Raw genomic sequence first — 13,498 nt, 5'->3', positions numbered from 1 at the left:
AGCGGCCCCCGCCGTCACCCGTCGCCCGTGCGCCCCAGGCCTTCGGCGGTGAGAGAGGTGCGTGTGCAGCGGGTGAGCCGGATGACGAGCTGGGAGGCGAGGAACCAGGGTGTGGCGGGGTGGCCGTAGGGGAGGTACCCGTCGGTGGGGGAGACGAGCCGGCCGCCGGGGGCCGGTACGCACAGCCCGCCGAAGACGCCCCATACCCGGGGCCCACGGCAGCGGACGGCGATTGCGCCGGTGAGATGCGGGCAATGGCGTGCGGCGAGGTCGGCGCACGGCCGGCAGACCGGCGGCTTGGTGGACAGGGCGCCTTCCGTCCGGCCAGGTGGTTCGCCGGCGGGGTGGCCGGAGTGCGGCAGGAGGAACAGCCAGCCTCGGGAGGTGCGGTCGGCGGGGCCGCCGCACACCTGGCAGAGCCGGCGGAGCATGGCATGCCGCTGCCGTCCGGAGTGCAGGGTGCCGAAGGCGGGCCGCCCGTTGCCGGGCGAGCCGGCCAGCCGCGCCCACAGCACGCCGTACCGGTCCCGGTCGTCCGCGGTCTCGTCCCGGTACGCCAGGCCGGTGCCGTCCGGACGCGCGACCAGGTCACCGCTGACGGCGACCCGCTCCCCGCTCCAGGAGGCGGCCCAGGGAACCGGAAGCCGCCGCTTTCCCCAGAACAGAGGCTCTGCGGGCATCTCGGGGCGAGTGGGCGGCATGGCAACCTCCAGCGGAGACATAAAGGCTAGCCCTAAAATCCTGCCGCTGTTTGATGCGTGCTGTCAACAGGGCTAGCTTTGACGCCAGGAGACAAGCCGGAGGGGGGAGGTGCACGCATGGTGAGGGGCTATCGGGAACTCGCCGATGAGCTGGAACAGCGCATCAACGCCGGGGAGTTCCGCCAGGGTGGGACGCTGCCCAGGATCAGCGAACTGGAGGAGCGGTACGGGCTGGCGCGCCAGACCGTCCGGGACGCGATCGCGGTCCTCGCCGACAAAGGGCTCGTCTACACCAGACGCAAGGCGGGAACCATCGTCCGGCACCGTACGCCGGTGCTGATCCCCCTCAGCCGGTACGGCCGGGTGCTCTCGCCCGGCGGCACCAAGGGCCCCTGGGAGACCGCCACCGCCGCCCAGGGCTTGGACGGATCCGTGGAACTCGTCGATGTCCGGCACGAGACGGCGGAAGGGGCGCCGTCCGGAGTCCGCGATCTGGGCAGCGAAGACGTGGTGCGCCGTACCCGGCACGCGCTCATCCGGCCCGACGATGTGGTGCAGATCCAGCACGCCTGGTACGCCAGGGACCTGGCGGAATCCGCCGGTCTGGCCGGGCGCCGGAAGATCGACGGCGGGGTCTATGCGGCCCTGTCCGCGGCGGGACACGTGCCGGCGACGGCCAGTGAGACGGTGAGTGCCCGTATGCCGACCGAGCAGGAGGCCGGCCGGCTCGGGGTCGGCGGCAAGATTCCCGTGCTCTGCATCGAGCGCCTGACCAAGGACTCGGCGGGCCGGCCCCTGGAGTTCCTCCGCGTCGTCACTCCGGCCGACCGCGTCAGGCTGGTCTACGGAAACCTGCCCCTCGCCGGAACGGAATGACCTGAGCGCCGCCCCCCTTGGCCCATGGCCGGGGAGGCGGCGCTCGGTGGCGAAGTGCGGTCAGTTGGGGGTCTCGGCGGTGTTGATCAGGTCGATCTGGTGCAGGACGCGCTCCTTCAGGGTGGGTCCCATCGGGGCGTAGCCCAGCTCCAGGGCCAGGGAGTCGGCCTGGTCGGCGGTGACGGCCCAGCGCCAGAAGTCCCGCAGCAGGGTGCCGGTCTCGCGGTCGTAGCCGCAGGTGTAGGCGAACACCCAGTTGCTGCCGGTGATGGGGTAGCCCTCGCCGCCGATGTCGTCGATGGTGAACTGGAAGGTGCCCGGGATCTCGGCCTCCTCGGAGGCGGCGGTGGTGGCCTGGAGGGTCGGCTCGATCGCCTCCCCGTCGGCGTTCACCACATGCGCGGTGGCCAGGCCGTGCTGCACGGCGTACGACTGGTTGACATAGCCCAGCGCGCCGGCCTGCTCGATCACCTGGGCGGTGACGCCGTCGTTCCCGTCCGCGCCCAGGGTCTCGGCGTGCCACTCCACTTCCTTGCCCTCGCCGTAGGCGTCCGACCAGAACGGCACCTCGTAGGCCAGGTAGTGGGTGAACACGAAGGTGGTGCCCGAACCGTCCGCGCGGTGCACCGGGAGGATCTCGGTGGCCGGCAGGGTCCGGCCCGGGTTGAGCTCCTGGATCTCGGGGTCGTTGAAGTGGGTGATCTGGCGGTCGTAGATCTTGGCGATCAGTTCGGCGGTCAGTACCAGCCCGTCGAGATTCCGGTCGTTGAACGCGATCACCACCGAGCCGAAAACCACCGGGAACTGCACTGCCGCGCAGGAGCGGTTCAACTTGGCATCGGCCATCTGATCGCGGGAGAGGAACTCGTCCGAGGAACCGAAGTCGGTTTCCTCCGCCAGGAAACGCTTGACGCCCTCCCCCGAGCCGACGCCCTGATAGGTGATCGTGGCGAACGGCTGCCGGGCGTTGTACTCGTTGATCCATTCCTGGAACAGCGGATGCGGGAACGTGGCGCCGGCGCCGTCGATGATGCCGGTGCGCAGCTCCTGCTTGGGCTGGTCGGAGGGACTCGCACTGCTGACCATGCCACAGCCGGTGGCCAGCGCCGCGGTGGCCGTCACGACGGCCGTGAGCGCGGGGGTTCGCCACGTGCCCATGTCATGTGCTCCTTGTGTATGCCCAACCGGTCCACGATGCAACTTAGGAGTCCCGGTGGAAACTCCGACGGCCGGAAGGTGAACGACAGGAGACGGCTCATGAAGAAGTGAGCGGCGCTCATGTGACGCCAATTCATCACGCATGGTGAGGCGGGGAGAATTCCGGCCGAACATCGGCCCCCGGCCGGCCGGGCCGCCGTCCCGTCCGGCAGGTTTCCCGCGCACTGCCGGGCCGGACTCCGCCTGTCAAACACGCCGATAGGGGGATATCCCTGCCTTGCGGAAACAGCGCTCGCGGCGGCGGGAAAGCGCCGCGGGCAAGCCGTGGGAAAGCCAGGGAAAGCCAGGGGAAGGCTAGGGGAAAGCCATGGGGCAGGCCAGGGGAAAAGGGCGGCCGATGACTTCGGCCGCCCCGTGTTCCCGCTTGTGATGGTGTCCGTCACCGGGCCGGGAGGCCCTGTTCACCGTCGTTTCACCGGGCCGTCCCCGGACGGCCCGCCGCGTCCCCGGTGCCCGGGTCAGCTCGGCGGCACCAGACGGTAACCGACGCCCCGCACGGTCTGGATGATGTCCGGATGGTGCGGGTCGTCGCCCAGCCGCTCGCGCAGCCGCCGGATGTGCACGGTGATGGTGTTGGAACGGCGCGCCCCGTCGCCCCACAGCTCGGCCCGGATCCGCTCCCGGGTGATCACCTTCTCGGCGTTCTGCATCAGCAGATGCAGCAACTGGAACTCGCGCAGCGGCAGCCGCGCGGTCGGCACCCCGTGCATCCGCACCTCGTAGGTGCTCGGGTCCAGGGTCAGCGGCCCGCACACCACCGGCTGGTCCCAGTTGCGCGCGGAGCGGTCCGACAGGCTGAGCAGCTGGGCCACCTCGCGCGGCCGGTAGGGCCGGGCCACGCAGGCGCTGGCCCCGGCCGCCAGGGCCGGGGCCACCAGATGGGTGTCGTCCGGGCCGACGCCCAGCACCACCGGAATGGACATCCGGCGCCGCACCAGCCGCAGCACGGTGGCACCGTCCAGCACCGGCAGCTCGGCCGATATCAGCAGCACATCGGGTTTGCGCAGCCCCACCTCCAGCAGGGCGGTGGCGCCGTCCGCGCAGTGCACCACCGACACCTGGTACTTGGCGAGCTGGGTGGTCAGCCCCTGCCGGATGCGCTCGTCGGCGTCGGCCAGCAGCACCACCGGGTGGCTGCCCAGCGGGATGCCGGACGGCCGGCCGTCCGGCTCCGGCGGGAGGGAGCGCGGGCCGGGCAGGGTGTCGGCGGCGGTCAGCCCGGCGTGCCCGGCCTGCCCGGCGCGCCCGTCGGCCATGCCGTCGTCGTCCGGCTCCGCCGGGTACCCGGCCGTTCCGGCTCCGGCGAAAGGTCTGCCGGCGGATGCCCACGCCGGCTGGGCCGAGACCGGCCAGGTGCCCATGCTGCTCTCCCTCGCTGTTGGTGCCGGCAGTGAAGAACGCGGTGCAACGGCCGGCAACCGCATCCGTCTCCATGGGGGTGCGGTCGCCCATGGATTTCTCGACCCCCGGAGCCCGGTGGGCCCGAGTCGCGCGACGGCGTGCCCGGCGGGACGTTCTTCATGTAACGGGCCGTGGGTAGCGCATCGTACGGGGGCGGGTGAATGCCGGATGAACACCTTTGTTCCCTCGGGTGCACTTCCCCGTTGCCGGCAATCCGCCCCCGTGTCACGCCCGACGCGCCCGTCGCTCCTCTTCCGCGCGTCAATGCGCCGATCAGCCGAACCGGCCCGAGACGTAGTCCTCGGTGGCGGTATTGCCGGGGTTGGTGAAAATCTTGGTGGTCGCGTCGATTTCCACCAGCGCACCCGGTTCACCGATCGCCTTCAGATTGAAGAAACCGGTGGTGTCGCTGATCCGCTGCGCCTGCTGCATGTTGTGGGTCACGATGACGATGGTGTAGTCCCGCTTCAGCTCCACGATCAGGTCCTCGATCGCGCCGGTGGAGATCGGGTCCAGGGCGGAGCAGGGCTCGTCCATCAGCAGCACGTCCGGCTGCACGGCTATCGCGCGGGCGATGCACAGCCGCTGCTGCTGGCCGCCGGACAGGCCGGAACCGGGCCGGTTGAGCCGGTCCTTGACCTCGTCCCACAGGTTGGCCGAGCGCAGCGAGCGCTCCACCAGCTCGTCCATGTCGCTGCGCTTCATGCGCTTGTTGTTGAGCTTCAGCCCGGCCGCCACATTGTCGTAGACCGACATGGTGGGGAACGGGTTGGGGCGCTGGAAGACCATGCCGACGTGCCGGCGGACCCGCACCGGGTCCACGTTCGGCCCGTACAGGTCCTCCTCGTCCATCATCACCTTGCCCTCGACCCGGGCGTTGGGCACCAGCTCGTGCATCCGGTTCAGGGTGCGCAGAAAGGTGGACTTGCCGCAGCCGGAGGGGCCGATCAGGGCGGTCACCGAGCGGGGCTCGATGGTCATCGACACACCCTGCACGGCAAGGAACTTGTCGTAGTAGATGTCCAGGTCTGAGACGTCGAGGCGCTTGGCCACTGTGCTGTCCTTTGCGTGAGTCGTGCCGTGCGTCAGGCGCGGGTCTTGGGGGCGAAGAGGCGGGAGACCAGCCGGGCCACGAGGTTCAGCGCCATCACGATGATGATCAGCAGGAACGCCGCCGACCACGCCCGGTCCAGGGACGGCTCGGGCGGGACCCCGGGGCTGACGTACTCGTAGTAGGAGAAGACCGACAGGGTGGCCATCCGGCCGTCGAACGGGTCGAAGTTGTCGCCCGTGGTGATGCCCACGGCGATCAGCAGCGGCGCGGTCTCGCCGATGACCCGGGCGATGGCCAGCGTGACACCGGTGGCGATACCGGCCAGCGCGGTGGGCAGCACCACCTTGAGAATGGTCAGCCACTTCGGCACGGCCAGCGCGAAGGCCGCCTCCCGCAGCTCGTTGGGCACCAGCTTGAGCATCTCCTCGGTGGCCCGCACCACGATGGGGATCATCAGCACGCTCAGGGCGACGGCACCCATGATGCCCATCCGCACGCCGGGACCGTAGAACAGCTCGAACAGCGCGTAGGCGAACAGACCGGCCACGATGGAGGGGATGCCGGTCATCACATCGACGAAGAAGGTGATGTACCGGGCGAGCCGGCCGCGGCCGTACTCCACCAGGTAGATCGCGGTCAGAATGCCGACCGGCACCGAGATCAGCGCGGCCAGCCCGGTGATGATCAGGGTGCCCATGATGGCGTGGTGCACGCCGCCGCCCTCGCCCACCACCCCGCGCATCGAGTTGGTGAAGAAGGTGGCGTCGAACCGGGCCAGGCCCTTGCCGACCACCGTGATCAGCACCGAGACCAGGGGCAGCAGCGCCAGCAGGAAGGCGGAGGTGACGATCGCGGTGACCACCCGGTCGGTCGCCTTGCGGGAGCCCTCCACCCGCCGCGACCACAGGTAGACGGTGAGGGTGTAGCCGGCCGCGGCCAGCAGCGCGCACCAGGCCGGGCTCCAGTCGAGAACGAACAGCAGCAGCCCGGCCAGCACAGAGCCGAGCAGGGTCAGCGGCGCGGCGCGGCGCGGCAGCGAACCGTGGGTCAGCGGCACATCGGACACCGCGGGCAGGTCCTGCGGGGTCGGGGTCTTGGTCAGGCTGGTCATCAGTTGGCTCCCGAGAACTCACGGCGACGGTTGATCACCGCGCGGGCCCCCATGTTGACCAGCAGCGTGACCACGAACAGGACCAGGCCGGAGGCGATCAGCACGTTGACGGCGACCCCCGACGACTCCGGGAACTTCAGCGCGATGTTGGCCGCGATGGTGGCCACATTGGAGGAGCTGATGAGGTTGAAGCTGAAGGCGTCCGCCGAGACCGAGAGCACGATCGCCACGGCCATGGTCTCGCCCAGCGCCCGGCCGAGCCCCAGCATCGAGCCGCCGATCATGCTGGAGCGGCCGAACGGCAGCACCGACAGCCGGATCATCTCCCAGCGGGTGGCGCCCAGCGCCCAGGACGCCTCCTCGTGCAGCCGGGGCGTCTGCAGGAACGCCTCCCGGATGACCGCGGTGATGATGGGGAGGATCATCACCGCGAGCACGATGGCGGCGGTCAGCATGGTGCGGCCGGTGGACGAGGCGGGCCCGGCGAAGAACGGGATCCACCCCAGGTTCTCGGCCAGCCAGCCGGAGGGCGAGACGGTCTGCGGCGCCAGCACGCTGAAGCCCCACAGGCCGTAGATGATGCTCGGCACGGCGGCCAGCAGGTCGATGATGTAGCCCAGCGGCGCGGCCAGCCGGCGCGGCGCGTAGTGGGTGACGAAGAGTGCGATGGCGACCGCCAGCGGCGCCGCCATCAGCAGCGCCAGGGTGGCCGACAGCAGGGTGCCGAGCAGCAGCGGCCAGATGTAGAGGACGAGGCCCTCGCCGCCGGGTATTTCGTCCTCGGAGGCGGTGAGCGCCGGCCATGCCTCGGCGACCAGGAAGGCCGCCACTCCGGCGAGGACGAGGAGGATCAGTACGCCCGCACCGGTGGCGGAACCGGCGAAGAGGCGATCCCCGAGGCTCAGCGGGGCTCCGCGGGTGCGTGTCCTCTCGGAAGTGGGAGGCACTGTCTGTCCCTTTCTCATGACTGCGGGTGAGCTGGGGTGTTCAGGTCCTGAACTCCGTATGTCCGGGGGTCCCCCTGGCGGGGGGACCACCCGGACATGTCAGGTGAGGCGCGAGATCACTCGGCCGCGGAGATGGCGTCCACGGCGGGCTGGATCTGGGCGCGCAGGGAGTCGGAGATCGGCGCGGAGCCGGCCGCGTCGGCGGCGGCCTGCTGGCCCTCCGGGCTGATCATGTAGTTCAGGTAGGCCTTGACCAGCTCGGCGGTCTCGGCGTCCTCGTAGCTGGTGCAGGCCATCTGGTAGGACAGCAGCACGATCGGGTAGGCGCCGGACTCGGTGGTGTCACGGGACAGGTCGTAGGCGAAGTCGTACTGGGTGCGGCCCTCGGCCGGGGTGGAGACCTCGACGACCTTGGAGGCGGCGTCGGGGGAGTAGCCCACGAACTCCTCGCCCACCTTGACCTTGACGGTGCCCAGGTCGCCGGCCTGGCTGGCGTCGGCGTAGCCGATGGTGCCCTCGCCGTTGGTCACGGCCTGCACCACGCCGGAGGTGCCCTGGGCGGCCTCGCCGCCGGCCACCGGCCAGTCACCGCTGACCTCGTGGGTCCAGTCCTCGGGCGCCGCGGCGGCCAGGTACTCCACGAAGTTCTCGGTGGTGCCGGACTCGTCCGAGCGGTTCACCGGGGTTATCGCCTGGTCGGGCAGCTCCACATCCGGGTTGTCCGCGGCGATGGCCTCGTCGTTCCAGTTGGTGATCTTCTGGTCGAAGATCTGGGCGATGGTCGACGCGCTGAGGTTCAGCTCGTCCACGCCCTCCAGGTTGAAGATCACCGCGATCGGGGAGATGTAGGCGGGCAGCTCGATCAGCTCGCCGGGGGCGCAGCGGTCGATGGCGCCCTGCAGCTCCTCGTCGGCCAGGTAGGCGTCGGTGCCGCCGAAGTGGGTGGCGCCCGCGACGAACTGCTCACGGCCGCCGCCGGAGCCGACCGGGTCGTAGTTGACCGTCACATCGGGGTTGGCGGCGACGAAGCCGGCCATCCAGGCCTGCTGCGCCGCGTCCTGGGAGCTGGCGCCCGCGCCGTTCAGGGTGCCGGACAGCTCGCTGGTGGTCTCGGCGGTCTCACCGCCGCCGTTCCCGTTGCTGTTGTTGTTCTCGTCGTCCGACTCGTTGGACGAGCTGCACGCGGCCAGGCCGAAGGACAGCACGATCGCGGCGGGGAGGGCGAGCAGACGGCCCGGGATAGTACGCTTCACAGTTGTCCTCTTCCGAAGTGTCGCGGTCGGCCCGAGCCGACGCGAGTGATGCTCACGTGCTCGGACGCTAAGAGGGCGACATGACTTCACAGGGCAGGGCGGGTGAACGCGACATGAATGGAAACCCGACCGGGAAGTGTCGTCACGGCCACATAACAGCGGCGTAACTGTGAGGGTGATGTTGTCGCGGCGCGTCGGGTTCATGTGCCCCGGTGAACTGCTCGCAAAGTGAACGGAGCGTCCCGCTCCGTTGCCCCTCCCGGGCGGCAACCCCTGTGGCGGAGCGGGGCGGTTCACTACCATTCGGGACGTGGGCATCGAAGGTGAGCGGCTTGTCCTGGACTATCTGAGCAAGGTCGGCGACCTGGCCCAGGCCACCAGCATGTCCGCGAACGAGCGCCGGCAACTGGTCACCCGGCTCCGCGACGAGATCGGCCGGCGGCGTTCGGCGGTGACCGGCGAGGAGAAGGGCGAGGACGTCAGGCGCATCCTGCGGGGCATGGGCCGCCCCGAGGATGTGGTGGCGGACGCCTCCGGCCGGGCCGCCGGCGCCCCGCCGGCGCCCCGGGCGATGCCGGAGGTGCCGGCCGCCGGGGAAGCCCCGGAGGCGTCCGAGGTCCCGCTGGTGCCGCGGTCCCGCCCGGCGCGGGACGCCCCCGCCGGGGAGCCGCGCGCCGAGGCGGCCTGGCCGGCCGGCCGGATCGGCGGCTTTGTCGGCGGCATCACGGTGCCCGAGATGCTGAACCCCGAGGCCGACACCGACGAGGACGAGCGCCTGCCCGCGGCCCGTGAGCCGGCCGCGGACCGTGACCCCGGCCAGGCCGGGGAGCCGCGCCCGGAGCGCGGACCGGACGGCGAGGGCGGGCACGAGCACGACGATCGTGACGGTGACGGTGACGGTGCCGGTGCCGGTGCCGATGAAGGTGAGCGGCCGGGACCGGCCCGGCGCGGCCCGCGGATACCCCGGCTTTCCCTGCGCAAGTCCGTGCCCCGGCCCGAGGCCGAGCCCGAGCGGCCACCGCCGCCCCCGCCGCCGCAGCCCGTGCGCAAGGCGTCCCGGGCCCGCCGCGGCGCCCGGGCACTGCGCCGCGCCGCCGGCGGCAGGCATGCCGGCGGCTTCTTCGAACTGCTGGCCGTCGCCCTGCTGCTGGGCGGCACGGTGCTGCGCAATGTGCTGGCGCTGATCGCCGGCTGGCTGATCGCCTACTGGGCGCCCCGGCTGACCCGCACCGAGGCCAAGATCGCCGTCTTCGGCGGTCTGGGCGGGGTCTTCGGCGGCTATGTGATCTGGCTGTTCGGCCGGATGAACGGCTACTGGGGCGACCCGGTCGCCGAGGACGCGATCCCCACCGGGCTGTCCGAGAACTTCCCGCTGCTGCTCCGGCTGGCCGCGGTGGCCAGCGCGCTGTTCCTGCTCTGGCGTGCCCTGCGCCGCCCGCCGGCCAAGGGCTGATCCGCCCCCCCGGTCACTTACTTGCCGACCGGCTAGTGACTAGAATGGGAGCCGATGCCGCCGAGCGGCCGTCCGCGGGGCGGCCGACGCGACAAGGAGCGCCACCCCGATGGTCACTTCACCGCAGCCCCGCCGGGGCAACACCCGGCAGCGCATCCAGGACGTCGCCCTGGCCTTCTTCATGGAGCGGGGCTATGAGAAGACCTCCCTGCGCGAGATCGCCGACGAGCTCGGCGTCACCAAGGCGGCGCTGTACTACCACTTCAAGACCAAGGAAGACATCCTGGTCAGCCTGTTCGCCGAGGTCGGCGCGAAGGTGGACCGGCTGATCGCCTGGGGCCGCGAGCAGCCGCGCACCCGGGCCGTCAAGCGGGAACTCCTCAGCCGCTACAGCCGGATCGCCGGTGACGCCGCCCCGCTGTTCCACATCCTCCAGGAGAACCAGGCCACGCTGCGTGATCTCAGCGTCGGCCAGGACTTCAAGCAGCGGGTGAGCGCGCTGGTCGATCTGTTCAAGGACCCGGACGCGCCCATGGCCTCCCAGGTGCGCAGCGTCAGCGCGCTGCTGTGCATGCATCTGGGCAGCTTCGCCCTGAAGGGCATCGAGGGCGCCCCCGAGGACAAGCGCCAGGCCCTGCTCGCCGCCACCGAGGACCTGCTGGACAGCGCCTACCCGTAGCGCTCAGTCAACCGGCGGAGGCGGTTCCGGGACGGCGTGCCGGCGGGCCGGGTCCTCCTCGCCGGTGCGGGCCTCGGTGCGGCGTGCCTGCTGAAGATAGTCGAGCACGAGCAGCTCGACCGCGTCCTGCGGGCTCCGGGTCCCGGACAGCAGCATCACCTCGATCGCCAGGTCGGCGTCGAGCGTGATGGTGACCTTGGCCATGGCGGCTCCTCGGGTCGGCGCACAGGGGGGGCGGCGCGGCGGGAGCACCAGCATGCGGGGGAGACTGGGGGCATGCAAGATCGAGAACAGCGCGGGCCGACGGTCGGGTTCGATCTGGACATGACGCTCATCGACTCCCGGCCGGGCATCCGGGCCACCTATCTGGCCCTGGCGGCCGAGACCGGGGTACGGATCGACGCCGAGCTGGCCGCCGGCCGGCTGGGGCCGCCGCTGGAGCACGAGCTGGCGCACTGGTTCCCGGCCGAGCGCGTCCCGGCGGTCGGCGACCGCTTCCGCGAGCTGTACACCGAGCACGCCGTGGCGCCGACCCCGGCGATGCCGGGCGCCCGGGAGGCGATCGACGCGGTGCACCGGCACGGCGGCCGGGTGCTGGTGGTCACCGCCAAGTACGGGCCCAACGCCCGCCTGCATCTCGACCACCTCGGCCTGCCCGTCGATCACCTCGTCGGCCGGCTCTGGGCCGAGGAGAAGGCCAAGGCGCTGCGCGCGCACGACGCCGCGGTCTATGTCGGCGACCATGTCGGCGATGTGCGCGGCGCCGTGCTGGCCGGCGCCCTCTCGGTGACCGTGCCCACCGGTCCCATCGGCGCCGGCGAGCTGCGCGCCGCCGGGGCCGATGTGGTGCTGGACGGCGGCCTGCCGGAGTTCCCCGGCTGGCTGGACGGCTGGCTCGCCGCCCGCGCCCCGCGGTGAGCGGGGATCAGGCCCGCTGCCGCCCCCGGCCGCCGCCGGGCCGGAACAGCAGATTGCGCGAGCCGGCCGGGCGGCCCTCGGCATACGGGACGAGCGAGCCGTCCTTCTCCCGCAGCCAGTGCCCCGCGTAGCCCAGCCCGCCCAGGTCGGCGAGCAGTTCCTCCATGGCCGCGTCCCGCAGCGCCTCCATCAGGATCACCGGGCGGTCGCGGCGGATCAGCTCCCGGGCCCCGGCGATCACCCGCGGCTCATGACCCTCCACATCGATCTTGATCAGGTCGACCGGGCCCTCCGGGAACATGCCGTCCAGGGTCACCAGCCTGATCGGCTGCACGCTGCGGCTGCCCGGGGTGTCGGTGAGCCGGTCCAGCGAGGCCCCGGTGGAGAGCAGATTGGCGGAGAACCGGACGGTGATCTCCGCCCGGCCCTCCCGGTCGGAGACGCCCGCCTGATGGCGCACCAGATTCTGGATGTTGTTGGCCCGCTGATTCACCGCCAGCCGGGCGTGGATGTAGTCCACCGGTTCGAAGGAGTGCACCGTGGCCTCGGGCGCGGCCAGGGCGGCGATCAGCGAGAAGTAGCCGACATGCGCGCCCACGTCCACCACCGTGCGGCTGCCGGCCGCCAGCCCGGCCCAGGTGGCCAGGGTGCCCGGCTCGTAGCGGAACTCCCCGTTCCACAGCGTGTCCAGGGCCACGGCCTCGTCATTGCCGCAGAACACCACGAAGGGCGCGCAGTGCGGGGAGTCGATCTCCACCCAGCCCTTGTAGGGGAACTTCTTGCGGTGGATCTTGATGATGTCGGAGGTGGACACCGGCCGGACCACCGGAGCATGGGCGAGCATCCGGGTGTTGGCGGCCTCCAGATCGGCCAGTCGCATGGCCCGAGACTACGCAAGCGGCGGGTGTGCGGCACACACCCGCCGGGTGAACGGTGCGTGAACCGGGTGGCCCGGGTGCCGGCGGTGGCGCGTGCCGGGCGTACCGCGCCGCCCCGGTCAGCGGTGCCGCCCCTCCCGCGCCGCGTCCCGGGCGCCGGGCGGGCGCTGCGCCGCAGGGGTGGCGCGGGCCGCCCGGCGCTGGACCGCGATGTCCCGCAGCAGCCCTCCGGCGGCCACCGCGAACCCCACGCCCATCAGCATCGACACGGCATATGCCACCGGGGGAAAGGGTTCGGATCCCGCGAACATGGGGATGAAGGTGATCAGCGTGGCGACCGCCCCGACGGCGAAGATCACTCCGCCCGTGCGGACCAGCAGGTCTCCACTCCGGCTATCGGACTCAGGTGTACCGCTCACCCCTCCAGGGTAGGCGGCGCTCCCGGGGGCGGCCGCGGGACGCGGTCTCCCCGTGGGGGAGGTCATACCTTGATCGTCGGCGTGCCGTGGGCGACCGGGTACGACTAGCCTGGAGTATGTGGCGGGTCCTGCGGCCCGCCCCGCGCCATGTGGGAAGGACGCTGGCCGGTGGGCGGCCAGGACGACTGCGACGAGGACGAGGACACGTGCCTACCGGCAAGGTCAAGTGGTACAACAGCGAGAAGGGCTTCGGCTTTCTCTCCCGCGACGACGGCGGCGATGTCTTCGTGCACCAGTCGGCGCTGCCCAGTGGTGTGACCGCCCTCAAGCCGGGGCAGCGGGTGGAGTTCGGCGTGGTGGCCGGGCAGCGCGGCGAGCAGGCGCTGTCGGTGGCGCTGCTCGACCCGGCGCCCTCGGTGGTCGCGGCCCGCCGCCGCAAGCCGGACGAGCTGGTGTCGATCGTCCAGGACCTGAGCACACTGCTGGACGGCGTCGCCCAGCAGCTGGAGCGCGGACGCTACCCGGAGAAGCAGGCCGGCCGGAAGATCGCCGGCATGCTCCGCGCCGTCGCCGACGAACTCGACGTCTGA

Annotated in this window: 15 protein-coding genes; 5 read left to right on the top strand and 10 right to left on the bottom strand. The window is 71.4% G+C overall.

Going from position 1 to position 13,498, the window contains the following annotated elements; genetic code table 11:
• Nucleotides 1–14: 14 nt before the first annotated feature.
• Complete coding sequence (locus BM242_RS06400) at nt 15–680, bottom strand: hypothetical protein (protein ID WP_093837668.1); 666 nt, start codon at nt 678–680, stop codon at nt 15–17.
• 138 nt (nt 681–818) lie between these two features.
• Between BM242_RS06400 and BM242_RS06395 the strand changes: the two genes are divergently transcribed.
• Nucleotides 819–1,577: a GntR family transcriptional regulator gene (locus tag BM242_RS06395; protein ID WP_093837667.1), complete on the top strand. Its 759-nt coding sequence runs from the start codon at nt 819–821 to the stop codon at nt 1,575–1,577.
• A 60-nt stretch (nt 1,578–1,637) separates the two neighbouring features.
• Here the strand turns inward: BM242_RS06395 and pstS (BM242_RS06390) are convergent, their stop codons facing one another.
• From pstS (BM242_RS06390) to pstS (BM242_RS06365), 6 genes are all read right to left on the bottom strand, one after another.
• Nucleotides 1,638–2,735 (bottom strand): phosphate ABC transporter substrate-binding protein PstS, encoded by a 1,098-nt coding sequence (pstS, locus tag BM242_RS06390; protein WP_093837666.1) that lies wholly within the window; start codon nt 2,733–2,735, stop codon nt 1,638–1,640.
• Between the two features lie 518 nt (nt 2,736–3,253).
• Nucleotides 3,254–4,156 carry a response regulator transcription factor gene (locus tag BM242_RS06385; RefSeq protein ID WP_245833863.1) on the bottom strand — a complete coding sequence of 301 codons (903 nt, stop codon included), beginning with the start codon at nt 4,154–4,156 and terminating at the stop codon, nt 3,254–3,256.
• A 313-nt stretch (nt 4,157–4,469) separates the two neighbouring features.
• Nucleotides 4,470–5,249 (bottom strand): phosphate ABC transporter ATP-binding protein PstB, encoded by a 780-nt coding sequence (pstB, locus tag BM242_RS06380; RefSeq protein WP_093837665.1) that lies wholly within the window; start codon nt 5,247–5,249, stop codon nt 4,470–4,472.
• A 32-nt stretch (nt 5,250–5,281) separates the two neighbouring features.
• Complete coding sequence (pstA, locus tag BM242_RS06375; RefSeq protein WP_093837664.1) at nt 5,282–6,361, bottom strand: phosphate ABC transporter permease PstA; 1,080 nt, start codon at nt 6,359–6,361, stop codon at nt 5,282–5,284.
• Nucleotides 6,361–7,326, bottom strand: coding sequence for a phosphate ABC transporter permease subunit PstC (gene pstC, locus BM242_RS06370; protein WP_093837663.1), 966 nt, complete (start codon nt 7,324–7,326; stop codon nt 6,361–6,363). The genes pstA and pstC overlap by 1 nt, the downstream gene beginning before the upstream one ends.
• Nucleotides 7,327–7,424: 98 nt before the next feature.
• Nucleotides 7,425–8,561, bottom strand: a complete 1,137-nt coding sequence (pstS, locus tag BM242_RS06365) for a phosphate ABC transporter substrate-binding protein PstS (protein ID WP_093837662.1) — start codon at nt 8,559–8,561, stop codon at nt 7,425–7,427.
• Nucleotides 8,562–8,871: 310 nt separating this feature from the next.
• On the opposite strand from pstS (BM242_RS06365), the gene BM242_RS06360 reads away from it, so the two are divergent.
• Nucleotides 8,872–10,014, top strand: coding sequence for a hypothetical protein (locus BM242_RS06360; protein ID WP_093837661.1), 1,143 nt, complete (start codon nt 8,872–8,874; stop codon nt 10,012–10,014).
• A 109-nt stretch (nt 10,015–10,123) separates the two neighbouring features.
• On the top strand, nt 10,124–10,693 hold the full coding sequence (locus tag BM242_RS06355) for a TetR/AcrR family transcriptional regulator (protein ID WP_093837660.1): 570 nt from the start codon (nt 10,124–10,126) through the stop codon (nt 10,691–10,693).
• A 3-nt stretch (nt 10,694–10,696) separates the two neighbouring features.
• On the opposite strand, the gene BM242_RS06350 is transcribed toward BM242_RS06355, so the two are convergent.
• A complete protein-coding gene (locus BM242_RS06350; protein WP_093837659.1) occupies nt 10,697–10,897 on the bottom strand; it encodes a hypothetical protein in 201 nt (66 codons plus the stop codon).
• Nucleotides 10,898–10,969: 72 nt separating this feature from the next.
• Between BM242_RS06350 and BM242_RS06345 the strand changes: the two genes are divergently transcribed.
• Nucleotides 10,970–11,611 (top strand): HAD family hydrolase, encoded by a 642-nt coding sequence (locus BM242_RS06345; protein WP_093837658.1) that lies wholly within the window; start codon nt 10,970–10,972, stop codon nt 11,609–11,611.
• A gap of 7 nt (nt 11,612–11,618) precedes the next feature.
• Here BM242_RS06345 and BM242_RS06340 read toward each other — a convergent pair whose 3' ends face one another.
• On the bottom strand, nt 11,619–12,491 hold the full coding sequence (locus BM242_RS06340) for an FkbM family methyltransferase (protein ID WP_093837657.1): 873 nt from the start codon (nt 12,489–12,491) through the stop codon (nt 11,619–11,621).
• 117 nt (nt 12,492–12,608) lie between these two features.
• The gene (locus BM242_RS06335) at nt 12,609–12,908 is read right to left on the bottom strand and encodes a hypothetical protein (RefSeq protein WP_093837656.1); all 300 of its coding nucleotides are present in this window, start codon (nt 12,906–12,908) and stop codon (nt 12,609–12,611) included.
• 206 nt (nt 12,909–13,114) lie between these two features.
• Between BM242_RS06335 and BM242_RS30745 the strand changes: the two genes are divergently transcribed.
• Nucleotides 13,115–13,498 carry a cold-shock protein gene (locus BM242_RS30745; RefSeq protein WP_093837655.1) on the top strand — a complete coding sequence of 128 codons (384 nt, stop codon included), beginning with the start codon at nt 13,115–13,117 and terminating at the stop codon, nt 13,496–13,498.

This window comes from Streptomyces aidingensis (genome assembly GCF_900112355.1).
GTDB lineage: Bacteria > Actinomycetota > Actinomycetes > Streptomycetales > Streptomycetaceae > Streptomyces > Streptomyces aidingensis.
Note: the sequence above shows the minus strand (reverse complement) of the source record. Positions and strands in the feature narration are given on the sequence as shown.